Here is a 23,218-nt window from a genome sequence, read left to right as displayed (position 1 = left end):
TAGCGTGAGCAAGCCGTGGAAGGCGGCGGTCACGGACCGCCGCCTTGTTGGTCGCCTTAGACCGCCATCACCGTCACCGACTTCGTGACGAGATAGGCTTCCAGCGCTTCCGGTCCGCCCTCCGAGCCGTAGCCCGAATCTTTCACGCCGCCGAACGGCATTTCCGGGGTCGGCGTGGCCGGCTGGTTGATCCACAGCATGCCCACTTCGAGTTGCTGCGACAGCAGATGCACGTTCCTGAACGACTTCGTGAACGCGTAGCCTGCGAGGCCATACGGCAGACGGTTGGCTTCCGCGATCGCGTCTTCCAGGTTGTCGAAACCACGGATCGCCGCGACCGGGCCGAACGGCTCGTTGTTGAAGATGTCAGCTTCGAGCGACACGTTGGTCAGCACCGTCGGCGCGAAGAAATTGCCTTCCGAACCGACACGTTCACCGCCCGTTTCGATCTTCGCACCGGTTTTGCGTGCGTCGTCGAGCACCTTGCTCATGGCCGTCAGACGGCGCGCATTGGCGAGCGGGCCGAGCGTGGTGCCTTCTTCCAGGCCGTCGCCCAGCTTGAGGCTCTCGGCGTGCTTGACGAGCGCAGCCGCGAATTCCTCGCGCAGGCTGTTGTGCACGAGAAAGCGCGTGGGCGAAATGCAGACCTGGCCCGCATTGCGGAACTTCGCCGCGCCGGCCGCTTTCACGGCGAGCGCCACGTCGGCGTCTTCCGCGACGATCACCGGCGCATGACCGCCCAGTTCCATCGTGGCGCGCTTCATGTGCTGGCCGGCCAGCGCCGCCAGTTGCTTGCCGACCGGTGTGGAACCGGTGAACGTGACCTTGCGGATCACCGGGTGCGGGATCAGGTAGCTCGAGATTTCAGCCGGATCGCCGAACACGAGGCCCACCGTACCGGCGGGCACGCCCGCCTCGACGAAGGCCTGCAGCAGCGCGGCCGGCGACGCCGGGGTTTCCTCGGGCGCCTTGACGAGGAACGAGCAGCCGCTCGCGAGCGCCGCGCTCAGCTTGCGCACTACCTGGTTGACCGGGAAATTCCACGGCGTGAATGCCGCAACCGGACCAATCGGTTCCTTCAGCACCATCTGCGGCGCATTGAGGTTGCGCGGCGGCACGATGCGGCCATACACGCGGCGGCCCTCGTCGGCGAACCACTCGATGATGTCCGCTGCGGACAGCATCTCGATGCGTGCCTCGGCAAAGGGTTTGCCCTGTTCCTGCGTCATCAGCCGGGCGATGTCGGACGCGCGTTCGCGTACCAGCTCGGCGGCCTTGCGCATGGTGGCGGCACGCTCGTTAGCCGGAATCTTGCGCCACGCGGCAAAGCCACGCTGCGCGGCCTCGAGCGCGCGGTCCAGGTCGGCGATGCCGGCGTGCGCCACCTTGCCGATGGGCTTGCCGGTGGCCGGATTCAGCACGTCGAGGGTCTTGCCGCTTGCGGCGTCGCACCACTCACCATTGATCAGAAGACGGGTATCGGTATAGCTCGAAGTGGCCATGCTGGATTCCTGTAGGAGAAAAACGATAGGCTGCGCGGCGACGATGCCGCCTGCGGCGATTCGCGCGGCTTCGGACTGGGAAGCTCGAACGCCGGTTCGACACGCCGCATCAGTGCAGCCGGGAAAGGACTGTCGGAATCAATCATCTTATCCGATCACGGCGATTCGCACCGGGGTCCGCGCAGTCGGCCGCCACGCTGCGGAGCCTGCGAATTGCCGCCTTCGTTGGCACGCTGGACCGTTGCCAGCGATGGACGGGCGGGGCGGCGCGCAAAAAGACCGGAAGCAGTGCGGCGCAAAGAGGCGTAGAGTCAAACGGCAGCAGCAGGCGCCGGAATCCTCGCCGGAACGGCGCCCCGGTTGCGGGCTGCGTCCGAGACGCCGGAAGCGGGCGCCGGCACAGGCGCTTACGGGTGCAGCGGCCCGGACCCGTCCCATCCGGCGACTGCACGTCAATCAACCCAGATGCCTACGAGGATCAACATGCCAACCGGTACAGTGAAGTGGTTCAACGACGCAAAAGGCTTCGGCTTCATCACCCCCGACGACGGCGGCGAAGATCTCTTCGCCCACTTCTCGGAGATTCGCTCCGAGGGATTCAAGTCGCTGCAGGAAAACCAGAAGGTCAGCTTTGAAATCAAGCAGGGACCGAAAGGCAAGCAGGCTGCGGATATCAAGCCCGCGTGAAGCGAGCCCGCCGCGCACCCGGCCTGAGTGCGCGGCGGCCGCCCGGCCAACCGGCCAAAGTAGAGAAGCGGCCGCACGGTGGGCTGCCTGCCCACTGCTATCAGGATTACTGAGGATGCAGCAAGGGCCGTCTCTGGCGACGGAGCCGTTATCGGTAAGGGCTATCTTTGCTTAAGGTTTCCTTCAGCTTTGCTCCGTAGTATTTGCGCGTTCAATCGAGTCCGCAAGCCGTGATGCGGGCACGATTCCGATCGCTCTCGGACAGGGAGCGAATAGCGCCGATACGGCCTGCTGGAGTGTCTATGAAAACGCTGTTCTTACAGGCGCCGTCGTACGACGGTTTTGACGGCGGCGCGGGTTCACGCTATCAGGCCAAGCGTGAGGTCCGTTCGTTCTGGTATCCCACATGGCTCGCGCAGCCCGCCGCACTCGTGCCTGACAGCCGCGTGCTCGACGCGCCCGCCGACGGTCGGTCGGTCGAGGCGACGCTTGACATCGCCGTGCAGTACGAACTCGTGATCATTCATACCAGCACGCCGTCATTCCCGACTGACGCGCTGTTCGCCGAAGACCTGAAAAAGCGCAAACCCTCGCTGCTGATCGGGATGGTCGGCGCCAAGGTCGCGGTCGACCCGCACAATTCGCTGACCGCCAGCGACGCGATCGATTTCGTCTGCCGCGAAGAGTTCGATTTCACCTGTCAGGAAGTGGCCGGCGGTGTGCCGTTCGCGCAGATCAAAGGTCTGAGCTATCGCGCGGCCGACGGATCGATCGAGCACAACGAAGCGCGTCCCATCCTCGAAAACATGGATGAGTTGCCGTTCGTCGCGCCGGTGTACCAGCGCGATCTGAAGATCGACAACTACTTCATCGGCTACCTGAAGCATCCGTACGTCTCGATCTATACCGGGCGCGGTTGCCGTTCGCGCTGTACGTTCTGCCTGTGGCCGCAGACGGTGGGCGGCCACCGCTATCGCACACGATCGGTGGAAAACGTGCTGGCAGAAGTGAAGTGGATTCGCGACAACATGCCCGAAGTCAAGGAGATCATGTTCGACGACGACACCTTCACCGACTTCAAGCCGCGTGTGGAGGAGATCGCCCGCGGACTGGGCAAACTGGGTGTGACGTGGTCGTGCAATGCGAAAGCGAACGTGCCCTACGCAACGCTGAAGATCATGAAGGAAAACGGGCTGCGGCTGTTGCTCGTGGGCTACGAGTCCGGCGACGACCAGATCCTGCTGAACATCAAAAAAGGCTTGCGTACCGACATCGCGCGGCGTTTCAGCGAAGACTGCCGAAAACTCGGCATCAAGATTCATGGCACGTTCATTCTCGGCCTGCCAGGCGAGACACAGGACACGATCCAGAAGACGATCGAATACGCGAAAGAAATCAACCCGCACACCATTCAGGTCTCGCTGGCCGCGCCGTATCCGGGCACGACGCTCTACAACCAGGCGGTGGAGAACGGCTGGCTCGAAGAGAACAAGGTCATCAATCTCGTCAGCAAGGAGGGCGTCCAGCTCGCGGCGATCGGCTATCCGCACCTGTCGCGCGACGAGATCTATCATCAGCTCGAAAACTTCTATAAGCGCTTCTATTTCCGTCCGTCGAAGATCTGGGAAATCCTGCGCGAAATGCTGACCAGCTGGGAAATGATGAAGCGGCGCCTGCGCGAAGGTGTCGAATTCTTCCGCTTCTTGCGCGCGCACGAGGCGTGAGCGCCGCGCACCTGCTCGCCGTCACGCTGACCGGTGCGTGTGCGGCAAGTGCGGTTTTGGGTGTGGCTTATACGGTGCTCGCCAGCGCGCTCATGGGCCGGTTTTTCGCCCGGGAAGTGTCGGAACCGAGCAGCTTTCCGGCCGTCACCATCGTCAAACCGCTGCACGGCGACGAATGGGCGCTGCTGCGCAATCTGTCCAGTTTCTGTCAGCAGGACTACCCAGGAACGGTGCAATTCCTGTTCGGAGTTCACGACTGCGCGGACCCTGCGTTGCAGGCCGTCGAGGATCTGCGCCAGCTTCATCCGCAAGCGCACATCACCGTGGTGGCCGATGCGCGTCTGTACGGACCGAACCGCAAGATCAGCAACATACTGAACATGCTGCCTCACGCGCAACACGACGTGCTCGTGTTCGCGGACAGCGACGTGAGCGTCGGCCCCGACTACCTGCGCAATGTGATCGGCGAGTTGCAGAAGCCGAACGTGGGGCTTGTCACCTGCGTGTATCGCGGACAACCCGATCCCGGATTCTGGCCGCGTCTGTCGGCGAAGGCCACCAACTACCAGTTTCTTCCTGGCGTGGTGATCGGCCTCGCGCTGGGTCTCGCACGCCCATGTTTCGGGCAGACGATTGCAATGCGGCGCGATACGCTTGAAAAAATCGGCGGCTTTACGCCGTTCGTACGGCACCTCGCGGAAGATCATGCCATTGGCGAAGCCGTGCGGATGATCGGCGAAAAAGTGGTGATCCCGCCATTTCACATTTCACATGCGTGCGTCGAATCCAGTGCGACGCAACTGATCGCGCACGAGTTGCGCTGGAGCCGTACGATCCGGAGGATCGATCCGCTCGGCCATCTCGGCTCCGCGCTCATTTATCCGCTCGCGTTTGCGCTACTTGCACTCGTGTTTTCGGGAGGTGCGCCGTGGGCAGGCGGCCTCGCGTTCGTCGCCATGTGCGCGCGCCTCACCCTGAAGCTGATCTCCGATCGCGCGTTGCGCCAGCCGCATCGCGATTTATGGCTGCTGCCTTTATGGGATATCGTGTCCTTTGCGATCTTCGTGGCGAGCTTCTGGTCCTCGCGAGTCATCTGGCGCGGATTCAGTTTCAAGGTGGACGGCGACGGGCTGCTGTCGGTGGCGCAGGACGAATGATGAATGACGCAGGAAGCGAGCCGGCAACGACTCGGCATGGGATAGGAACAGTCGGCGCATGCGCCGGCAACGTCGTGCCACGCACACCGGGGTGGGCGTCATGAAACACCTTGGGCGCCTGGCCGCGCTCGCCGGCTTGCTGGTGTCGCTATGGCTGGTGTGTCGCGACAATCCTGTCGCGGTGCTCGGCGCATTGCGCACAGCGGGGATGGGGCTGTTGCTGGCGGCGCTCGCGCATGTGTTGCCGATGCTCGCCAACGCGTGCGACTGGCGCTCGCTGATTCGCGGCGCGAACCGGCCTTCTGTTGCAAAAATGCTCCATCTGGTGTGGGTGCGCGAATCGGTGAACTGCATGCTGCCGGTTGCGCGGATCGGTGGCGAGGTCGTGTCGTTCCGCATGCTCAGGCGTTGGGGCGTGCGGGGCTCCACGGCGGTCGGCAGCCTCATCGTGGACATGCAGCTCACCGTCATCAGCCAGCTGCTATTCACGATGGTGGGCATCGGCTTCCTGTTCGCCCATGCGCATTCCGGCACGCTGCGCGTGGCGTCCCAGCTCGCGTGGGGCGTCGTCGTACTCGCGCCTCTCCTCGTGCTGTTTGCGCTCGTACAGCATGCGAGCCCATTTGAGCGCAGCATGCGCGCGCTCAATCGCATGACGAGCGGCAAACTCGCGACGCTGGTCGGCCAGTCCGCGCAGATCGATCAGTCGATCAGAGTAATCTGGCGCAGGCGCCTCGTCGTGTTGCGGTATCTGTTTTTCTGGCAACCGTTGCAGTGTTTCCTCACGTCGCTCGAAATCTGGATTGCGCTCTTTTTCCTCGGTGCGCGTGTCACGCTCGTCGAAGCCGTCGTCATCGAATCGTTGATTCAGGCGATCAGTAGCGCCGCGTTTTTTGTTCCGGGCGGCCTTGGCGTGCAGGAGGGCGGTTTTATCCTGATTGGCGGCGCATTAGGGCTCGATCCGTCGATCTGTCTTGCACTCGCCGGCGCACGCCGCATCCGCGACCTGCTGATCTTTTTGCCCGGGCTGCTTGCGTGGCAGTTCGCGGAATTCGCGAGACGCGACGCGTCAGGGCAGGCGGACAAGCGTAAGCGGACGGCGCGGACCGAGCGGGCGAGTGTCGCTGAATGAGGCGTCGGCCGGCAGGCGGTCGCTGGCCGTCCCCATCGGACCATCAGTCTCCGCTCAAAGCGTGGCTGCATGCGCGGGAAACGACACCCGAACCGTGAGGCCGCGAGCGTCGTCGCCGCCGGTGAGCCGCAGGCTCGCGCCAAAATGCTCGGCAATCCGGGCGACGATCGAAAGACCGAGCCCGCTGCCGGTGGCCTGATTGCCGGTCGCGCGAAAGAAGCGATGGGTCAGCCGGTCAAGGTCGTCTGCCGCGACGCCTGGGCCATCGTCTCGTACGATCAGGTGCACCTCGTCGCCCGCCTGCCGTACGTCGACTTCGACGTTGCCGCCCACCCGCCCGTACTTGATCGCGTTATCGAGCAGATTGTCGAGCAGGATGCCCATCAGCACGGGCTCAGCGTCGATCTGCGCCTGCGGGTCGCCCGACAGCGTCACGCGGATGTCCTTCTGCTGCGCGTTGCCGGCGGTCGCGAGCAACGCATCTTTGGCGACCGCCGCCGGTTTGAGCGGCGCCGTAGCCATCTTTTCCTGCGTGTCCAGCCGTGCAAGCAGCAGCAGTTGCTCGGCAAGCCGCGCGCTCCGGTCGACCCCCTGCACGACGCGTTCCATCGCGAGACGTTGCAACGACCTGTCCGGTTCCGCGAGTGCGACTTGCGCCTGCACCTTGATCGCGGCCAGCGGCGTTTTCAGTTCATGCGCGGCGTCGGTGGTAAAAGCGCGCTCGCGCTCCAGTGAATGCACGAGGCGCGATAGCAGCGCATTGATCGCGTCCACGAGCGGGCGCACCTCGGTCGGCGCGCGGCCGATGTCGACCGGTTCGAGCCGGTGGATGTCGCGCGAGCGAATCGCGCCGGAGAGCGTGCGTAACGGGGCCAGACTCCAGCCGATTGCAAACCAGACCAGCAACGCCAGCACCGGCAGCGCGATCAGCGTAGGCCGCGCGATCCGGCTCGCGACGCCGCTGACCAGGTCGCTGCGCGTGTTGGCCAGTTCGAACACGCGCACGGTGTTGCCGGGCGACGGACTGCGCAGCGTGAATGTGTGATAAATCTGGCTGCCCAGCGTCATGTCTTCCGCGCCGCTTTGCGCGGGCAGAGGCAGATTCCATGCGCCGAGCGCACGTAACTGCGGACTGCCGGCCAGCACGTCGCCGTGCCGGTCGCGCACCTGGAAGAGCGCGTCGCGCGGCAACGAATCGTCGTCGTCGGCGTCGTTCGCGCCCACTTCGCCGCCTTTTTCTTCTTCCCGTACGTCAATGCGCGCATTGGCGAGGGTGGTCAGATTGCGCTCATCGAGCAGCGCGAGAATCTGTGCGAGTTCCGCGAGGCGCGCTTCCTCCCACTCGCCGACTTCGCGCGTGGCCTGACGATAACTCGACATCAGCGCGATGCCCCAGATCAGCACGATGCTCGCGAGCACGAGCAGCACGAGCCGCTGGCGAATGGACGCGGACGTCATTCTTTTTCCACCACGTAACCGATGTTGCGCACGGTCCGGATCAAACTCGCGCCGAGTTTCTTGCGCAGATTGGACACGTGCACCTCGATCGCGTTGCTTTCGATTTCCTCCTGCCAGCCATACAGGCTCTCCTCGAGGCGCGCACGCGACTGCGGCACGCCCAGATGGGTCAGAAGTTGAATCAGAACCGCCCACTCGCGCGACGTGAGCGGCACGCGAACGTTGTCCAGTTCGACGGTTTGCGCCGCCGGATTGACCGTCAGATTCCGGTAGCGGATCACTTCAACGCTGCGCCCATGCGAGCGTCTGAGCAGCGCGCGGCAGCGTGCAATCAGTTCGGTCAGATCGAATGGCTTGCCGAGATAGTCGTCGGCGCCGGCCTCGAGACCCGTCACACGATCGCCGACCGTGCCTTTGGCCGTGAGCACGAGCACCGGCACGTCCTTGCCCGCGCCGCGCAGACGCCGGAGCAGGTCCATGCCGGAGATGCGAGGCAGACCGAGGTCGAGCACCACCAGCGCGTAGCGCGTGGTGTCGAGCGCGAGCCCGGCCTTGTGGCCGTCCCGGGTCCAGTCGACGGTGAAACCGGCCTGACGCAAACCGGCTTCGACTCCATTGCCGATCAGGTCGTCGTCTTCTACGAGCAATACACGCATGAGCAGACCTTCCTTTACCTTTTAACGTATGACGTGTGGCACTTTTCGCACCAATGGTCCTCGCCATCCCGTGCTTTTACCATCCTGTTCACCCCTCGCTTTATACGCTCCAAAGCTTAAGGTTTCCTTCAGCTTGGATCGATAACATCGCCCTTCATTGGATGACGCTCGCGCAATGCGTCGGCCGGTCATGTCGACGGATTGTGCTGACGAATCACGCAAAGCGCGAGGGCTCGCCTGTATGCACGTTCGGGCGCGCCGCACGCCTGCCGGATCACGAGACCCCACGATGAAGCCAGCCACTGTCGACATGCTGCGGGCGCACCTGATGGTTGCCTCGTTCACGGCCATGGCCGCCGAAGCGGTGGCGTGCGTCGCATTGCTGGTCTCGCCGGTTTCCCAGGCCACTTTCGTTACCGCCCCGTTTCGCGTGCTCGCAGTCGTGGTGATCGTGAGCAGCGTCGTCGCGGTGCGTCGATTTGCGCACGCGGCGTTCGCGCTTGCGATGCAAAGCCGCCATGCCACGCCGCTGTCGCACGGCGCGTACGCCGTCCAGCCGGCCGCCATCGCCGTCGGCGCGGACTGTCCGCGCCGCTGGCTCGTCATTCTTCACCTGCGCTTCACGCGCAGGCCGTTCGTGCTGGCCGAGCACTGACGGACACCGGACGATGGCGGCGCACACATTGACACTGTGCCAATGGGTCCTGCTCGCCGGATGTGCCGGCGCATCGCTGTACGCGACCCTGGCGGCGCTCGCCATGCCGTTTTTCGCGGCGCGCCGCGATGGTGCGCGCACCGCGCCGCACCGCACCGCGCCTGCGTTCGCAAAAGTAGGGGTCAGTGTGCTCAAGCCGCTGTGCGGCGTCGAGCCGCGTCTCTATGAAAACCTGCGCACTTTCTGTTACCAGCGGCACGGCCATTTCCAGCTCGTGCTCGGTGTGTCGTCGCCCGACGACCCGGCGGTTGCCGTGGTGCGCCGCCTGCAGGCCGCCTTTCCGCGACACGATATCGAACTCGCCATCGACACGCGTGTGCACGGCAGCAATCTGAAAGTCAGCAATCTGATCAACATGGCCGGGCGCGCGCGGCATGACGTGATCGTGATCGCGGACAGCGACATTGCCGTCGAGCCGGATTATCTGGACACCGTAGCCGCGCCGCTCGCCGATCCGCAGGTGGGCGTGGTCACCTGTCTCTATGTGGCGCAAGGCGTCGGCGGATTCTGGCCGCGCGTGGGCGCGCTTTTCATCAACGAGTGGTTTGCGCCGTCAGTGCGTGTCGCGCACGCGGCCGGCTCGCGACGCTTCGGATTCGGCGCGACGCTGGCGCTGCGCCGGGCCACGCTCGACCGTATTGGCGGTTTCGCGGCGCTAAAAAACTGTCTCGCCGACGACTACTGGCTCGCCGAACACGTGCGCACGTTGGGACTGCGAACAGTATTGTCGCGCGTGATGGTAGCGACCGACGTCATCGAGCCGACGTTTGCCGCGCTGTGGCAGCGCGAAACGCGCTGGCTGCGCACGATCCGCTCGCTGAATCCCGCGGGGTTCGCGTTCCTGTTCGTCACGTTCACGTCGCCGTGGCTGCTCGCTGGCGCGTGGCTCGCGGGCATCGTGCATCCGCACGGCTGGGCGTCGCCGGTCGCGCTGAGTACAGCCAGCACGGTGGTGGGATGCGCGGCGCGGCTGTTGCTGCACTGGCGTGCCGCGAGGCACGAACGCACGTTCTGGCGCGATCTGCCGCTCGTGCCGCTGCGTGATGCGTTGCTGGCGCTGCAGTGGTGTGCAGCCGCGTTCGGCTCGCACGTGGTGTGGCGCGGCGCCCGTATGCCCGTGCAAACGTCGGGCTCGCATAACGGTGCGCTTAACGTCGTGGACGTGCTGGAGGCAATGGAAGTCATGGAGACGTCGGATGGACGTTAGGCCGCGCGCGCTGATCGTGACCGCCGACGATTTTGGCCTGCACCCGCGGGTGAATATGGCAGTGGAACGCGCGCATCGTGGCGGCGTGCTGACCGCGGCGAGCCTGATGATCGGCGCGCCGGCCGCGAGCGACGCCGTGGCGCGGGCGCGCACGATGCCGCAACTTCGCGTGGGTCTGCATCTGGTGCTCGCGGACGGCGACGCGGTGACGCCGTCGCACGACATCGCCGCCCTGGTCGACGCGCACGGCCGTTTCGGCGACAACATGGTGCGCGACGGCGTGAGGTTTTTCTTCCTGCCGCAGGTGCGCAAGCAACTCGCGTATGAAATCCGCGCACAGTTCGACGCCTTTGCAAGAACCGGGCTGGCTCTCGATCACGTCAACACGCACAAGCATTTTCATCTGCATCCCACGGTGCTCGCGCTGATTCTGGATATTGGCCGCGAGTACGGAATGAAGGCGATGCGGCTGCCCTTCGAAGCAGGCGCACCGTTCTGGTTGCGGCCCTGGCTTGCGCATGTGCGCGCGAGCCTGAAGCGCGCCGGCATCGCACATAACGACTATGTGGTGGGCATCGCCGGCAGCGGCCGGATGGATGAGGCCGCCTGGCTGGCGGCGCTCGCGGGCTTGCCGCCGGGCGTCGGCGAAATTTACTGCCACCCGGCCGTGGCCGGAGACCGCGCACTGAGCGATGGCATGCGCGAATACCGGCACGATGACGAGCTGCGGGCGCTCATGTCGGCGAAGGTCGCAAACGCGATCCGTGCAGCGGGCCTGAGGCTCGGAGGATTCACCGACGTACTGGGCGGCTAGGCGAGCGCTCGCCGAGCGCAAGCGCCGCTTTGGAAACGCAAATCCGCGGAGTAAGCCTTCGCGTGCCATGCCGAGGCGTCGCGCACAGCGAGGTTCGCGCGATCCATAAGGGCGCGTTAAGCTGTTTCGCCTGACAATGCGTAAAAAATCAGGTGAGGGGTTAAGCAATGCGGCTGCTACTCGTCGAAGACGACGACATGATCGCGGAGACCGTCCTCGGCGCGATGCGCCGGGCCGGCTACGCGATCGACTGGGCCAACGACGGCCGCGCGGCGGAACTGTCGCTGGGCAACGGCGTGTACGACCTCGTGCTGCTCGATCTCGGCTTGCCGAAGAAAGACGGCATTGCCGTGCTCAACGCGTACCGCAGGAGCGGGGACGGTGCGCCCGTCATCATCCTGACCGCGCGCGACGCGATCGACGAGCGGATTCGCGGACTGGACGCCGGCGCCGACGACTACCTGATCAAACCGTTCGACCTCGACGAACTGGCGGCACGCGTGCGCGCGCTCCTGCGGCGGCGCACGGGGCAAAAGCAACCCGTCTACACGCATGGCGAGCTCTCGCTCAACCCCGCCGCGCATGAAGTCGCCAAGGCCGGCACGGTGCTGCCCCTCGTGCCACGCGAGTTCGCGCTGCTGCAGGCGTTGATCGAAGAGCCCACGCGTGTGTTCACGAAGGCTGAACTCGAAGAGAAGCTGTACGGCTGGGGCGAGGAAGTGGGCAGCAATACGATCGAGGTCCACGTGCATAGCCTGCGGCGCAAGATCGGCGCGGATCAGGTGGTCACCGTGCGCGGCGTGGGCTACCGGCTCAAGAGGTGCTGATGACGTCGATCCGCCGCTGGGTGCTCGGCTGGCTGATTTTCGGGCTGACGGCTGCGGCGGCCGTGGCCGGTTTCGCGATCTTCCACACCGCGCGCCAGGAAGCCAGCGAACTCTTCGACTATGAATTGCGGACGATCGCGCTGTCCTTGCCGTCGAACCTGACGGGCGCCGGCGACGGGGAGCACCGTGATCCGGACCTGGGCGGCCTCGCGGACGACCGCGTCGTCATCGAGATCTGGGATCATGCCGGCAACATTGCCTACCGGTCGGTGCGCGCGCCGTTTCTCACGCGGCAGCCGCCGGGCTTCGACACGGTCGAGCGCGGCGAAAGTCACTGGCGTACTTTCGGCGTGCAGCAGCCGGGGCGCTATGTGCAGGTGGCGCAGCCCATTTCCGTGCGCGAGGACCTGGCGTTGCAACTCGCGTTGCATACGCTGTGGCCGCTCGCACTGCTGGTGCCGGTCACGTTCATTCTGGTGCTGCTGGTGGTGGCGCGTGGGCTGGCGCCGATCGGGGCCCTGTCGCGCGCGTTGTCCACCCGTTCGTTCGATTCGCTCGAACCGTTGCGGCTGGACGGCACCGTCCCCGTTGAAATCAGGCCGCTCGTGGAGGCGCTCAACGACCTGTTGCAGCGGCTGCACACGGCGTCGCAGGCGCAACGCACGTTCATTGCCGATGCCGCGCACGAACTGCGCTCGCCGCTCGCGGCGCTCAAGCTGCAGATCCAGGCGGCCTCGCGCGACGGTTCGCTCAAGGGCGAACGGCAGACACTCGAGCGCGTGGAAGGGCGCGTGAACCGCGCCATCCATCTCGTGCAGCAACTCCTGACGCTCGCCCGCGAAGACGCCCAGGCTGTGGCGCCAAGGGTGCCGACGAGCCTGCGCCGGATCGGCGAGCAGGCAGTGGGCGATCTGTCGCTGCTGGCGGAGACGAAGGACATCGACCTCGGGCTCGAATGCGAAAATGCGCGCTCGGAGAGCGATCCTTACGCCGTGCTCGCGGAGCCGCACGGCATGAGCGTTCTGCTGGACAACCTGATCAATAACGCGATCCGCCACACGCCGCGCGGCGGCCGCGTCGACGTGATTCTGAAGCGTACCGGCGATCACGTGGGTTTCGACGTGGTGGACAGCGGTGCCGGCATCCCGGTTGCGGAGCTGGGGCGGGTTTTCGACCGCTTCTATCGCGGCGAACAGGCGCGGGGCGAGGGCAGCGGCCTTGGGCTCGCGATCGTCGCGCGGATTGCCGAGCGGCATCGACTCCAGATCGAATTGCGTAATAACACTGACCGGCCAGGCTTGTGCGTGTCCGTGTCAGGACTGGCAGCCTGCGAAATGGATGTAGCGGCGGTACTGCGCTGAGCGGCGTGGGCAGGTGTAAAACGGGCAGTTCAAACGCAGCCGTCGGAAAGGGCGGTGAGCCGCGCGCAGCCTGCGTCACAGCCTCGTCACGAGCACGTCGCCGCACGCTGCTACAATCTCGACTTTCTCGATCGATTGTGCGCTATGGGTTTCGAACAACTCGCTGAACTGAAGAAGCAACTGGCCGCGGCACGCGCCGAAGCTGCGCCTGCCGCCAAGCCGGCTGCGAAGTCCGGCAGCAAGCCGGGCGCGAGGCCTGCCCGCAAGCCCGGGCCGCCGCGCCGCGAAGGCGCGCCCGGCGGCCGCAACGCGCAGGCGCAGCAGGGTGCGCCTCGCCAGCAGGCCGCCGCCGCGCAGGCGAAACCGGCGGAAGCGAAGCCGGCGGATGCAAAGCCCGTTGACCCGGTGGTGAAATCGATCGGCAGGCTGCAAAAGCGCTTTCCGAACGCGTTCCCGAAGAATCCGGCGCCCAAGCTGCCGCTGAAGGTCGGCATTTTCGAAGACCTGGTCGTCCACTCGAAAGATCTGTCGCTGAGCGAAGCCGAGTTGCGCGACGCGATCAAGACCTGGTGCCGTGGCAGCCGCTACTGGAAAAGCCTCGTGGAAGGCGCTGCACGCGTCGATCTGACGGGTGCGGCGGCGGGCACGGTCACCGCGCAGGAAGCCGCCGGCGCACAACGGCTGCAGGCGCACCGCGCCGGCAGGAGCGCGCAGAAGGCCGCTGCCGCCGCGGCAGGTGCAACGGGAACGGCGCCGTCCGCCGACACGTCGGCGGCCAATGTGGCGGCCCCGGCGGCGGCTCCTGCGGCGGCTGACGCTGCCCCGGCGAATGCTGCGGCCAACGCAGAGACCAACGCAAAAAACAACGCTGCGGCCGACACTTCCCCACAACCGCAAGGCGACGCAGCAGCAGCTCCGCAGGTCGTGGCGGCGAACGCGGAGACGCTAGCGGAATCGGATGGCACCTCCGCCGGCCAATCGGCGCCGTCTTCCGACGCCTGACACCCGTACACCCCGGCCACCCGCGAGGGGCGGCGGGCGTCAGGCCGCACCGGCTTCCAGCCGGCTGCGCACGAAGCCGACGTGTTCGCGCAGCACGTAGAACGCGTCGGCATACGCCAGCGGCATTCGCAGCTGGTTCAACGAAGCCTCGATCTGGTCCAGCTCTTCGAATAGCCGCTTGCGCTCCTCGGCGGTCGAATCGGCGAGCGCGCCGCGCTCGATTGCGATCAGCGCGCCGTAATAGCGGTAGATGCGGGAGCGCACACGCCAGCGGTACAGTGCCGGAATGAGCCGCATCGCCGGGAACAGCAGCACCGCCATCGGCAGCAGCAGCACCAGCACGCGATCGCCGATGCTCGCCACCCAGAACGGCAGCGTCCGGTACAGGAAACTCTTCCCGGTCTTGTAGTAGCGTTGCGCGTCCTCGCTAATCTGGTAGTCCCGCGCAACCGGGCTCGGAAACTCGCCGGCCCGCTGCAGCAGACCAGGCAAGCCGTGCACTTCCTGGGCAGCTTCGATCAGCAGATCGGAGATAGCCGGATGCAGATTCGCACGAGCCACCAGTTCGACAGTCGGGCTGACGAGGTGGATGGTGTCGGGTGGAATCCTGTGCCGCAGATCCAGTACCCCAGGCGGCAGGTCGATCTCGTCCAGATAGGGGAAAAGGCGCGTGTAGGCGCGGGCCTCGTCGAAATTCATCACGGAGATGCCCGGCACGCGGAGTACGCGCAACATCAGGCCGCGCGTAGCCGAATCGCCGCTCAGGATAGCGGCGTCCGCCTCGCCCGTGACGAGCTGCGTGGCGGCCTGCAGTCCGTCGCTCGGCAGCAGCGTGGTCGTGCCACCAGGCGCAATGCCATTGGCGTCGAGTAGCTTGAGCGCGAGTTGACGTGTGCCGCTGCCTTCGCGGCCCACCGCGATCCGTTTGCCTTCGAGCTGGGACAGCTCGGTGAGTCCCGTGCCGCGATAGAACACCACCACCGGCACATAGAACACGCTGCCAAGCGACATCAATGTCGAAGTGTCGAGACCGTCGGCCACGCCGCCCTGCACGAACGCGATGTCGACGTGTTGGGCGGGGTCGAGCAGCCGCTTCAGATTCTGCACCGAGCCGTCGGATTCGAGCACGTTCAGCGTGATGCCGTTGTGGGCCAGGATCCGCTTGTATTGTTCGGCTGCGACCAGAAACGAGCTGTCGTGCGGTCCGGCACTCATCGTGATCGTTCTGGGCGGCGCCGGATCGATTATCCACACGATCAGCGTCACCCCCAGCACGATCAGGGCCGCCACCGCGACATACAGCAGCGTGTGATCGCGCCACTCCACGTGAGCGGCGTCGTCCGGGAAGTGCGGGGGCCGCGGGCGCTGCGCTTTCATGAACCCTCCGTACGGGACGCTGGATCACGCATTGTCCACTGTCGCGCGCCGGCTTGCTTCTGGCAGTTTGCTCTATTGACGGCGCGGCCCGCGAACACGTCGGACCTGTCGTACGAAAAACGCCGGTCCTGCATGGCATAATTCGCGTCGGCTTTTCTCATCGGTTCGGCGGGCGCAGCGTGAGTCGTTTCCACAGGAAGATCGGCAGTTGGCTAGGGTTGTTCGCGATCCTGATGGCCACGCTCGCGCCGACGATCTCGCATACGCTCGCCGCGCTCCATGCATGCGCCGCCCTGGCCGGCGAGCATTGCGACATGCCGTCGATGAGTTCGATGTCGTCAATGGACTCGATGCCTTCGATGCAGGAAGCAGCATCAGTGGACGAGGCGCCGCCCGTATCTGACCCACCCGACGACTCCGGCATCCCTCGTGCCGATCGAGGCCATCACACCCACCCAGGCTCTCAAACCGCGATGCCCGATGGCGACGCCTGTGGGTACTGCAGCCTGCTTGCGCATCTGCCCGTGATGCCGAGCGTCGCGGCGCGCTTTGTCATCACCATCCGCGCGCTCGAACACACCGTCGCGACGCGCTTCGAGAGCGTTCGCCGCGCCGAGCCGCTGACCTCCGCGCAACCGCGCGCCCCGCCTTTCATCGCCTGAATCGAGTTCGAAACCAGTCATTGCCGCGCGATGCGTGACACGCATCGCGGCTATGGGCGCGCGTCCGTGTGGACGCGCGCGCCGGCATTGCCACGACCTATGAAACAGGATGGACCATGCAGACTTCCCTTAAGCGCAGCGAAAGCCTGCTGCGCGCTGCGCCGCTCGTCGCGGCCACGATCGGCGCGTTGCTCGGTGCGCCGTCGCTCGCCCACGCGCACGCGATCGCGGGCGACCGCGTCTTTCCGTCGACGATGGCAGTCGACGATCCCGGCGTCGGCGACGAAGCCAACCTCGAATACGGCCACCAGCGCGTGCCGGGCGATAGCGGCGACCAGAGCATCAATACCTTTGACTTCGAGTACGACAAGCTGATTACGCCGCGCCTCGCGGTTTCCGTCGACGGTGCTTATGTGATGCAGAACAATCCCACGGCGCGTGGCTTCGACAACTTTGGCGTCGGCCTGAAATATCTGCTGTATGTGAACGACGCGCACGAGTTCATGACGTCGATCGGTGTGGACGCCGAAATCGGCGGCACGGGCAGCCGCGCGATCGCCGACAACTTCTCGACGATTTCGCCGACGATCTACGCGGGCAAAGGGATGGGCGACCTGCCGGACGCGCTGGCGTATCTGCGCCCTGTCGCGATCACGGCGGAAGCGGGCCCCGCGCTGACGACCGGCGCCGGGCAGCCGAACGCGTTCAACTACGGCTTCACGGTGCAGTACAGCCTGCCGTATCTGCAGCAGCACGTGCATGACGCGGGTCTGCCGCAGCCGTTCGCGAATCTCATTCCTCTGGTGGAGATTCCGCTCTCACGCAGCCAGGGGCAGACTACCGGCACGGTCAACCCGGGCTTTATCTGGATCAACCGTTACGGACAGTTCGGCGTGGAAGCGCAGATTCCAGTCAACCACGCGAGCGGCTCGCATGTCGGCATTCTGGTCCAGGCGCATATTTTCTTTGACGACGTTGCGCCGAACACGATCGGCAAACCGTTGTTCCAGTAACGCAGGAGAAAGCTGATGAAAAATTCAATCGACAGACACGCTCTACGCCCGTCGAGCGTGGCAGCCAGATGCGCCGCACTGATCGCGGGATTGACGATTGCCGGCGCGGCCTTCGCACACGTGTTTCCGCAAAAACAGGAACCGGGCGCCGGAGCCACGGTGGCGTCGCCCGCCGAGGTCCGCATCCTGTTCGACGGGCCGCTCGAACCGGCGTTCAGTTCACTGAACGTGAGCGATGCCGGCGGCAGACAGGTCAACACGGCGAAGTCGGCGGTGGACGCCAAGCAGCCAGCCGAAATGACCGTAGCGTTGCCGTCGTTGGGCGCGGGGCGGTACACGGTGCACTGGGTCGCGGTAGCGTCGGACGGTCATCGCACGCATGGCGATTACACGTTCAACGTGAAGTAGCGTCGGGATACGGGTCGCGTTTTCGCCCCGGTTCATGACGCGCGGCTCGATCCGGCCGCGCAGTTTCCGCGGCGAGACGCGGCCCGGTTACGCCCGTCACGGCTGCAGCAACGCGTCATTTCTGATTGTTCGGCGGATCCGACGTATCTATTCGCGGTCAGCCGCTTTATCCCTGCCGCCGGCATGCCTACATTGTGTCCAGTGACAGCGCCAGTGCATGACCCGTTTCATTGACGGCCGCTGCGAATCGTCGCGGGCAGCCGTCGGCGCGAAACCCATCTAAAGGACACGAACATGAGCAAGCTCACAGGTAAAGTCGCAGTCGTCACTGGCGGATCGAAGGGCATCGGCGCGGCGATCGCAAAAGCGCTGGCCGCGCAGGGCGCGTCGGTGGTGGTGAACTATGCGTCGAGCAAGGCAGGTGCGGACGAAGTCGTCGCCGCGATCACGGCGGGCGGCGGCAAGGCCGTGGCGGTGGGCGGCGATGTGTCGAAAGCCACGGACGCGCAACGCATTATTGATGCGGCGGTGGAAACGTTTGGCCGCCTCGATATTCTCGTGAACAATTCGGGCGTCTATGAATTCGCGCCGATCGAAGAGATCACCGAAGAGCATTTCCACAAGCACTTCAACGTCAACGTGCTGGGGCTGCTGCTGACCACGCAGGCCGCTGTCAAACGGATGGGCGAAGGCGCGAGCATCGTCAACATCAGTTCGGTGGTGAGCCGCATCACGCCTCCGGGCAGCGCGGTCTATACCGCGACCAAGGGCGCGGTGGACGGCATTACCGGCGTGCTTGCGCGTGAGCTCGGCCCGCGGAAGATTCGCGTCAACTCGGTGAACCCCGGCATGGTCGCAACCGAAGGCACGCACACCGCCGGCATCATGGGCTCGGATCTGGAAGCATGGGCGGTCAGCACGACACCGCTTGGCCGTATCGGCCAGCCTGACGAAATCGCCGATGTCGTCACGTTCCTCGCATCCGACGACGCACGCTGGCTGACTGGCGAAAGTCTGATCGCAAGCGGCGGCGCGCGCTAGTCGACCCGACGCATAGAGAGCAACAGCACAAGAGGCCCGGCATTGCATGTGTCGGGCCGCCTGATTGTGACCTTCAGCTATGGCGCGGTCTGCGCCGCCGTACCCGGCACGTGGACCGCGAACAATGCATCCAGCAGGTTCGATCCCGGCCGCTCGGCAAGCCGTGTCAACGATTCGATCATCTGCACCTGACAGTCGTGCAGTGGGATCATTCTGATCCGCCGCGACGCGTTGAATTCGGCGCGCGCGATCACCCCCACGCCCATTCCCTGCGCGACCGCTTCTTCGAGCGCCTCGCGTCCGTCCACGTACATGACCGGCTCCACCTGCAACGACTCGCGCACCAGTTCGATTTCGAGCAGTTGCTGGGTGACCGACTGCGGCTCGCGGAAAATCATCGGCTGCTGAACGAGTTCCGCGTAGCTCAGCTTGCGTTTTTTCGACAGCGGGGAGCTGGCCGGCACCATGGCGACCAGCGGATCGCGCCGCAGCACGCGCGCTACCAGCCGGCTATGCACCTGGGGGGCGGCGGTGATCGCGGCGTCGACCGCACTCGACAACACGCGCTGCATGCAGTCCGCCGCATTGGCGATGGACAGCGTGACGACAATCCCCGGATGTAGTTTGCGAAACGCGCCGATCAGCGCCACCGCGAGATCGGGCGCGTCCGCCACCAGCGACAGCGAGCCGGATTCGAGGCCGCCCGCCGATTCGAGCAGTTGCCGCGCGTCGCGCTCGCAACTGAGCATGTGGCGCGTCACGCTGAAAAGACGCAGCCCGAGTTCCGTGGTTTCGACGCCGCGCGGTCCGCGTTCGAACAGTTTGACGCCGTAATCCTGCTCCAGCCGCCGCACGTGGTCCGACACCGCGGGTTGCGTCAGCGATAACGCCTGCGCCGCCTTCGAAAATCCGCCGTGTTCCGCGACCGCGTGAAAAGCCCTTAATTGCGCATATTGCACGTATGCCCCATGTGTGCGTTCGAGGTATAAGTTTTTGCGATGCCGGCATCGATTATATCGATTTTACCGATGGACAGGCATTCGGTACTGTACTGATCAGTGCAACACCAATACCGGAGAGTCCGAACATGGCAAGCATGCTCGAGCAACGCCCGACAATGTCCAGCGGCACGACCTGCGCAGCGCCGGATGCCCACGAACGCGAGAACGAACCTCAGCACCGAGCTGGGCATGACCATCGACGCGAACCGTATCTGCTGACGCCCGGTCCGCTGACGACGGCGGTTTCGACCAAACAGGCGATGCTGCGTGACTGGGGCTCATGGGACGGCGACTTCCGCGCGATGACAGCGCAGTTGCGCAGCAGCCTGCTGGAAATCGCGGGCGACACGGCGGGTGAGTACGACTGTGTGCCGCTGCAAGGCAGCGGCAGCTATTGCGTGGAAGCGATGCTCGGCAGTCTGATTCCACGCGACGGCCATGCGCTGGTGCTCGCCAACGGCGCGTACGGCAAACGCATTGCCACCACGCTCGGTTATCTGGGGCGCGCCTGCACCGTGCTCGACAAGGGCGACTATCTGCCGCCGCGCGGCGCCGAAGTGGAGCAGATGCTCGACGCTGATCCGCGCGTGACTCACGTGGTCGCCGTGCACTGCGAGACCAGTTCAGGGATCCTGAATCCGATCGAAGAAATTGCCGCCGCGACCGCGAAGAAAGGCCGCAAGCTGCTGATCGATTCGATGAGCGCATTCGGCGCGGCGCCGCTCGACGTGCGCGAGATCGTGTGCGAGGCCTTCGTCTCGTCGGCGAATAAATGTATTGAAGGTGTGCCGGGTTTCGGCTTTGTGATTGCCCGCAAGCGCGCGCTGCGCGAAGCGAAAGGTCGCAGTCATTCGCTCGCGCTCGACGTGTATGACCAGTGGGACGTGATGAACCGTACCGGTCAGTGGCGCTTTACACCGCCCACCCACGCGGTCGCCGCATTTATCGAGGCCTTGCGTCTTTATCACCTCGAAGGCGGACAGCCAGGCCGCCTCGCACGCTACGCGAACAATCGCGACGTGCTGGTCGAAGGCATGCATGAACTGGGTTTCGAGCCGTTGCTGAATGCGCGCTGGCGCTCGCCGATCATCGTGACGTTCTTCTCACCGGCGCATCCGTCGTTCCGTTTCGAGCGCTTCTATGAATTGATGAAAGAGCAGGGCTTCATCATCTATCCCGGCAAGCTGACAGTGGTGGACAGCTTCCGTATCGGTTGTATCGGACAGGTAGACGAACACGTGATGCGCCGCGTCGTCGGGGCTTGCGCCAATGCGCTGCGAACCATGGGTGTCGAACGCGCCACGCCGCCCGCGGCTGCGCTCGAAGAGCGCAAAGCGTTAGCCGCGGCGGCCTGACCGAACCTTGTGAGAGTGATCAGATGAAACACGTCAAAGCAGTGATTTTCGACTGGGCCGGCACGGTGGTCGATTACGGTTCATTGGCGCCCATGGGCGCGTTTGTCGAAACGTTCGAACAGTTCGGCGTTTCGATCACGATCGACGAGGCCCGCGGCCCGATGGGCATGGCCAAGCGTCCCCATATCGCTGCACTGATGGCGCTGCCACGCATTGCGCAGGCGTGGGCCGACAAGTACGGCCACGCGCCTCGCGAAGCCGACATCGACGCGGTCTACGACGTGTTCGTGCCGAAGAACATCGCGGTGGCCGCGAGTTACAGCTCGGTGATCCCGGGCGTCGCGCAGGTGACGAGCGCGCTGCGCCATGACGACATCCGGATTGGAACGACTACCGGTTACACGCGCGAAATCATGGCTGAGATCGTGCCGGGTGCGGCGGCGCAGGGCTTTTCGCCGGACAGTATCGTGTGTACGGGCGATACGCCGGAAGGGCGTCCGTCGCCGTACATGATCTACAAGACTTTGCCGGCGTTGGGCGTATGGCGCGCGCGAGATGCGATCAAGGTGGACGACACCGAGGTCGGCATCGAGGAGGGCATCAACGGCGGCACGTGGGCGGTAGGCGTCTCGGTCAGCGGCAACGCGTTCGGGATGGCTGAGCGCGATGTCAAGGCGCTTGCGCCTGACGAATACGCGAGGCGGCGACAGGCGGCGATCGACAAGTTGCAGGCAGCCGGCGCACATTATGTGATCGACAGCGTCGCCGATCTGATGCCGGTGGTGTACGACATCGAGGCGCGGCTCGCGCGCGGCGAGCGTCCCTGAACGGCAGCACGGCGGTCCAGGCCGTTCATTTGTCTGATCACAGATTCCGTTGCGTGACTCACACGGCCTCGCGAACCACCACATGAATGCGCGGCTTGCAAAAAGCCAGGGCGCCGCGCGTTCGCGCGTTGCCGGCGCTTTCATCTTCCTTCGCACGCTCAAGTTTCCCACCTGATTGCCGTTGACACGAGCAACTCAATTCTGGGAACCAAGCCGTGCACCTTGCCAACAGCCATGACCGTTTGTCCAGCCGGATGGCGGTCGATCCATCCAGCACTGGCGAACCGGAAGTCGAATCGTCGGTCATCGAATGGCTGTTGCACGACGATCAGGTCATGCGCGAGTGCTTCACGCACGCGGCGAAAATCCTGAAAACGGTGACCGGCGCGGGGATCACGGCCATCACACTGCTCGACGAGGAGTACCAGCATTACCGTGCTGAAGTCGGCATGTCGATGCCGCTCATCACGCGTGCGCGCTCGCTCGCGGACTACGCGGTGCGCGACGACGAACTGTTCGTGATCGAAGATGCGCATGACGATGTGCGCTTCGGCGAATGCATGCTGGTGCAGCGTCACCCGTTCGTGCGGTTTTACGCGGCCATTGCGCTGCGCGCGCCGAACGGCGAGACGGTCGGTGCGCTGTGCGCGATGGACCCGTCGCCGGGCCGGCTCGATGAAGGCCAGCGCGCGGTGTTTTATCACCTGCGCTCGATGATCGAGAACGATCTGAAAATGCGCACGGCCACCGCCATCGATCCGCTCACACAACTGTATAACCGGCGTTTTCTGCTGGAAAGCATTGCACGCCGGTGGAAGGAAGCGCGCGACGGCGACGTGATGGGCTCAGTCGTGGTCGACGTGGACTGGTTCAAGCAGTACAACGACACATACGGGCACCAGGCCGGCGATCACTGCCTGCGCAGGGTCGCCTCGGTGATGCAGACCGTCGCCGATGGTGAACGGATCGTCGTGGGGCGCATGGGCGGCGAGGAGTTTGGTCTGCTGGTGCTGCAGGCGGAACGCGGCTCGCTTGAAAATACCCTCGACGTGCTGCGCCAGGGAGTGGAAGATCTGGCGATCGAGCACCGTGCTTCGCCGCTCGGCAAGGTCACGGTGAGCGTGGGCGCCTCGTTGACGCGTATGAACGAGTTGTCGCGGCCCGCGCACCGCGATGGTTTTGCCACCGCCGACATGGCGCTGTATCGCTCGAAACATGCGGGCCGCAATCAGGTGACCATGGCTTGAGCACGCGGCACGCTCGCTGCGGCGACCGCGCCGGCATCCAGCCGC

Annotated in this window: 22 protein-coding genes; 17 read left to right on the top strand and 5 right to left on the bottom strand. The window is 64.8% G+C overall.

The features are described 5' to 3' along the window. Positions 1-56: 56 nt before the first annotated feature. Positions 57-1,502 (bottom strand): NAD-dependent succinate-semialdehyde dehydrogenase, encoded by a 1,446-nt coding sequence (locus AAGS40_RS07595; RefSeq protein WP_345810674.1) that lies wholly within the window; start codon positions 1,500-1,502, stop codon positions 57-59. A gap of 483 nt (positions 1,503-1,985) precedes the next feature. Between AAGS40_RS07595 and AAGS40_RS07590 the strand changes: the two genes are divergently transcribed. The 4 genes from AAGS40_RS07590 to AAGS40_RS07575 all read left to right on the top strand — a co-directional run bounded on the left by AAGS40_RS07590 (position 1,986) and on the right by AAGS40_RS07575 (position 6,202). Next, a complete protein-coding gene (locus AAGS40_RS07590) occupies positions 1,986-2,189 on the top strand; it encodes a cold-shock protein (protein WP_144114068.1) in 204 nt (67 codons plus the stop codon). A 302-nt stretch (positions 2,190-2,491) separates the two neighbouring features. Continuing rightward, on the top strand, positions 2,492-3,913 hold the full coding sequence (gene hpnJ / locus AAGS40_RS07585; RefSeq protein ID WP_345810673.1) for a hopanoid biosynthesis associated radical SAM protein HpnJ: 1,422 nt from the start codon (positions 2,492-2,494) through the stop codon (positions 3,911-3,913). After that, positions 3,910-5,070, top strand: coding sequence for a bacteriohopanetetrol glucosamine biosynthesis glycosyltransferase HpnI (gene hpnI, locus AAGS40_RS07580; RefSeq protein ID WP_345810672.1), 1,161 nt, complete (start codon positions 3,910-3,912; stop codon positions 5,068-5,070). The genes hpnJ and hpnI (AAGS40_RS07580) overlap by 4 nt, the downstream gene beginning before the upstream one ends. A gap of 100 nt (positions 5,071-5,170) precedes the next feature. Then, on the top strand, positions 5,171-6,202 hold the full coding sequence (locus AAGS40_RS07575; protein ID WP_345810671.1) for a lysylphosphatidylglycerol synthase domain-containing protein: 1,032 nt from the start codon (positions 5,171-5,173) through the stop codon (positions 6,200-6,202). 54 nt (positions 6,203-6,256) lie between these two features. Here the strand turns inward: AAGS40_RS07575 and AAGS40_RS07570 are convergent, their stop codons facing one another. Both AAGS40_RS07570 and AAGS40_RS07565 read right to left on the bottom strand, forming a co-directional pair. Further along, positions 6,257-7,660 carry an ATP-binding protein gene (locus AAGS40_RS07570; RefSeq protein WP_345810670.1) on the bottom strand — a complete coding sequence of 468 codons (1,404 nt, stop codon included), beginning with the start codon at positions 7,658-7,660 and terminating at the stop codon, positions 6,257-6,259. Then, positions 7,657-8,316 carry a response regulator gene (locus AAGS40_RS07565; protein WP_345810669.1) on the bottom strand — a complete coding sequence of 220 codons (660 nt, stop codon included), beginning with the start codon at positions 8,314-8,316 and terminating at the stop codon, positions 7,657-7,659. The genes AAGS40_RS07570 and AAGS40_RS07565 overlap by 4 nt, the downstream gene beginning before the upstream one ends. A gap of 289 nt (positions 8,317-8,605) precedes the next feature. Between AAGS40_RS07565 and AAGS40_RS07560 the strand changes: the two genes are divergently transcribed. The 6 genes from AAGS40_RS07560 (at position 8,606) to AAGS40_RS07535 (ending at position 14,242) form a co-directional block, all read left to right on the top strand. Next, on the top strand, positions 8,606-8,971 hold the full coding sequence (locus AAGS40_RS07560; protein WP_345810668.1) for a hypothetical protein: 366 nt from the start codon (positions 8,606-8,608) through the stop codon (positions 8,969-8,971). A gap of 13 nt (positions 8,972-8,984) precedes the next feature. Then, positions 8,985-10,238: a bacteriohopanetetrol glucosamine biosynthesis glycosyltransferase HpnI gene (hpnI, locus tag AAGS40_RS07555; RefSeq protein ID WP_345810667.1), complete on the top strand. Its 1,254-nt coding sequence runs from the start codon at positions 8,985-8,987 to the stop codon at positions 10,236-10,238. Further along, complete coding sequence (gene hpnK / locus AAGS40_RS07550) at positions 10,228-11,052, top strand: hopanoid biosynthesis-associated protein HpnK (RefSeq protein ID WP_345810666.1); 825 nt, start codon at positions 10,228-10,230, stop codon at positions 11,050-11,052. Before hpnI (AAGS40_RS07555) ends, hpnK begins: the two co-directional genes overlap by 11 nt. Positions 11,053-11,219: 167 nt before the next feature. Beyond that, positions 11,220-11,879 carry a response regulator gene (locus AAGS40_RS07545; RefSeq protein WP_345810665.1) on the top strand — a complete coding sequence of 220 codons (660 nt, stop codon included), beginning with the start codon at positions 11,220-11,222 and terminating at the stop codon, positions 11,877-11,879. Then, positions 11,879-13,240: an ATP-binding protein gene (locus tag AAGS40_RS07540; protein WP_345810664.1), complete on the top strand. Its 1,362-nt coding sequence runs from the start codon at positions 11,879-11,881 to the stop codon at positions 13,238-13,240. The genes AAGS40_RS07545 and AAGS40_RS07540 overlap by 1 nt, the downstream gene beginning before the upstream one ends. Positions 13,241-13,384: 144 nt before the next feature. Further along, positions 13,385-14,242 (top strand): ProQ/FinO family protein, encoded by an 858-nt coding sequence (locus AAGS40_RS07535; RefSeq protein ID WP_345810663.1) that lies wholly within the window; start codon positions 13,385-13,387, stop codon positions 14,240-14,242. 39 nt (positions 14,243-14,281) lie between these two features. Here AAGS40_RS07535 and AAGS40_RS07530 read toward each other — a convergent pair whose 3' ends face one another. Continuing rightward, a complete protein-coding gene (locus AAGS40_RS07530) occupies positions 14,282-15,619 on the bottom strand; it encodes a TAXI family TRAP transporter solute-binding subunit (protein ID WP_345810662.1) in 1,338 nt (445 codons plus the stop codon). A gap of 179 nt (positions 15,620-15,798) precedes the next feature. Between AAGS40_RS07530 and AAGS40_RS07525 the strand changes: the two genes are divergently transcribed. From AAGS40_RS07525 to AAGS40_RS07510, 4 genes are all read left to right on the top strand, one after another. Further along, positions 15,799-16,281 carry a DUF2946 domain-containing protein gene (locus AAGS40_RS07525; protein WP_345814310.1) on the top strand — a complete coding sequence of 161 codons (483 nt, stop codon included), beginning with the start codon at positions 15,799-15,801 and terminating at the stop codon, positions 16,279-16,281. 116 nt (positions 16,282-16,397) lie between these two features. After that, positions 16,398-17,294: a hypothetical protein gene (locus AAGS40_RS07520; protein WP_345810661.1), complete on the top strand. Its 897-nt coding sequence runs from the start codon at positions 16,398-16,400 to the stop codon at positions 17,292-17,294. 15 nt (positions 17,295-17,309) lie between these two features. Beyond that, a complete protein-coding gene (locus tag AAGS40_RS07515) occupies positions 17,310-17,702 on the top strand; it encodes a copper resistance protein CopC (RefSeq protein WP_345810660.1) in 393 nt (130 codons plus the stop codon). 294 nt (positions 17,703-17,996) lie between these two features. Then, positions 17,997-18,743 carry a glucose 1-dehydrogenase gene (locus AAGS40_RS07510; RefSeq protein ID WP_345810659.1) on the top strand — a complete coding sequence of 249 codons (747 nt, stop codon included), beginning with the start codon at positions 17,997-17,999 and terminating at the stop codon, positions 18,741-18,743. 77 nt (positions 18,744-18,820) lie between these two features. On the opposite strand, the gene AAGS40_RS07505 is transcribed toward AAGS40_RS07510, so the two are convergent. Beyond that, positions 18,821-19,702 carry a LysR substrate-binding domain-containing protein gene (locus AAGS40_RS07505; protein ID WP_345810658.1) on the bottom strand — a complete coding sequence of 294 codons (882 nt, stop codon included), beginning with the start codon at positions 19,700-19,702 and terminating at the stop codon, positions 18,821-18,823. 128 nt (positions 19,703-19,830) lie between these two features. On the opposite strand from AAGS40_RS07505, the gene AAGS40_RS07500 reads away from it, so the two are divergent. From AAGS40_RS07500 to AAGS40_RS07490, 3 genes are all read left to right on the top strand, one after another. Then, entirely contained in the window at positions 19,831-21,099 is a 1,269-nt protein-coding gene (locus tag AAGS40_RS07500) for a 2-aminoethylphosphonate--pyruvate transaminase (RefSeq protein ID WP_345810657.1), read from the top strand. Between the two features lie 23 nt (positions 21,100-21,122). Then, positions 21,123-21,926 carry a phosphonoacetaldehyde hydrolase gene (gene phnX / locus AAGS40_RS07495; protein WP_345810656.1) on the top strand — a complete coding sequence of 268 codons (804 nt, stop codon included), beginning with the start codon at positions 21,123-21,125 and terminating at the stop codon, positions 21,924-21,926. 215 nt (positions 21,927-22,141) lie between these two features. Continuing rightward, complete coding sequence (locus AAGS40_RS07490) at positions 22,142-23,173, top strand: diguanylate cyclase (RefSeq protein ID WP_345810655.1); 1,032 nt, start codon at positions 22,142-22,144, stop codon at positions 23,171-23,173. Positions 23,174-23,218 lie beyond the last annotated feature (45 nt).

This window comes from Paraburkholderia sp. PREW-6R (assembly GCF_039621805.1).
Lineage (GTDB): Bacteria > Pseudomonadota > Gammaproteobacteria > Burkholderiales > Burkholderiaceae > Paraburkholderia.
Note: the sequence above shows the minus strand (reverse complement) of the source record. Positions and strands in the feature narration are given on the sequence as shown.